General features: G+C 68.4%; 3 protein-coding genes. All 3 read right to left on the reverse strand.

What is annotated here, in order from left to right; translation table 11 throughout:
• A partial coding sequence (locus tag ABZ671_RS32570; protein ID WP_357865366.1) for a hypothetical protein occupies positions 1–545 on the reverse strand: 545 nt, incomplete at its 3' end.
• A 90-nt stretch (positions 546–635) separates the two neighbouring features.
• Complete coding sequence (locus ABZ671_RS32575; protein WP_357865368.1) at positions 636–851, reverse strand: hypothetical protein; 216 nt, start codon at positions 849–851, stop codon at positions 636–638.
• A 357-nt stretch (positions 852–1208) separates the two neighbouring features.
• Positions 1209–1376: a hypothetical protein gene (locus ABZ671_RS32580; RefSeq protein WP_357865370.1), complete on the reverse strand. Its 168-nt coding sequence runs from the start codon at positions 1374–1376 to the stop codon at positions 1209–1211.
• Between the last annotated feature and the right edge of the window lie 290 nt (positions 1377–1666).

The raw sequence follows: 1666 nt of genomic DNA on the forward strand, positions 1-1666 counted from the left end.
GACAAGCGCCAGCAGCAGCGCTGGTGAACAGGAACCCGATCTGCCGCGTCTGCTACGACAAAAACAACGCCCGCCGCTGCGGCGGCTGCGGGCGCACACGATCCATCAGCCTCAAGGCAACGGCCACCAGCCCAGACCTGTGCTTGTCGTGCCGTCCCCGCACCATCGACACCTGCGCCGGATGCGGGCGCCGCACCTACGGCAACCGGACGGACCATGGCCGCGGCGTCTTCCTCTGCCAGACCTGCCAACCCAAACGCACGCAGCCCTGCCAGCTGTGTGGACATCGCCGCCAAGCCGGAGCGATCTGGCCCGTCGGCCCAGTCTGCCGTTCCTGCTATGGGCACGCCATGCGCCACCCGGCTCTGTGCAGTGGCTGCGATCGAACCGCTGTGCTCATCGGCGTTGACCAGCACGGCAACCGGATCTGCGGAACCTGCGCCGGGGTCGAGCGCGACTACCGATGCCAACGCTGCGGCGGCGGTGCCATCCCGTTCAGCCACGGCCTGTGTGACCACTGCGTCCTCGACGACGACATCAACCACCTGCTCGCCAACACCACCAACCCCGACACGCTCCAGCCACTGACCGCAGCTCTTCGCCGCACTCGCAGCCCGGCCAACACCATCCGCTGGCTACGCCACGCCCCCGCCGGGCAGATGCTGACTCGCCTCATCCGAGCCGGCCAGCCCATCACGCACGCCATGCTCGACCAACAGCCTCAAACACAGCACCTGCACAAGGTTCGCCACATACTTGTGCGCACCAACGTGCTTCCCGAGCGCAGCGAATACCTCGAACGCATCCCGCCCTGGCTGACCGATCTGCTGCAGAACCAGCCCGTCAGCCACGCCGCGGTCGTGCGCCCATACGCACGCTGGTATGTGCTCCCCCGAGCACGTCGGCGAGGCCGCAACCGCACCATCACACCCGCAGCCACCTACCACATCCGAAGCCACATCCGCCTTGTCCTGGCGTTCCTATCCTGGCTCGACGCTCACGACCAGACGCTGGCCACGCTCACCCAACACACCCTCGAGGCCTGGCTCGACCAGGCCCCGACCGGCGGGTGGCGCATCCGCCAATTCCTCAAGTGGGCACACCACCAGCACCACGCGCCGCCGCTGGCTCTGCCCGCCGCCAACGAATCACCCACCACGCTCAGGCTCCTCGACGACACCGACCTCTACCAACAACTCCGGCGATGCCTACACGACAACGACCTGCCCCTCGACGTCCGCGTCGCCGGCGCCCTGCTCCACACCTTCGGCGCCCGCCTGTCCAGCCTGGTCCAACTGACCACCGACACCGTCACGACCGGCCCAGACAGCGTCCGGCTCGCTCTCGGCCGCGCCCCGATCCTGATCCGCGCCCATCGACGTACTACTGACCGAACTCGCCCGCAATCCCCGCGACCCCGCACCCCTGTCACAGGCCGTCGGCCACACCCGCTACCTGGTCCCCGGCACCGCCCCCGGCAAGCCGATCCGAGCTCCCGCCATGCACAACCGGCTTCGCCGCCACGGCATCACCCCCGAACCAGGACGACAAACCGCCCTCCTCGCCCTTACCGCAGACCTACCAGCACCCATCGTCGCCGACCTACTCGGCATCACCACCAACACCGCCCTCCGCTGGGCACGACACACCAACAGCGACTGGACCG

This window comes from Micromonospora sp. NPDC006766 (assembly GCF_040636055.1).
Taxonomy (GTDB): domain Bacteria; phylum Actinomycetota; class Actinomycetes; order Mycobacteriales; family Micromonosporaceae; genus Micromonospora.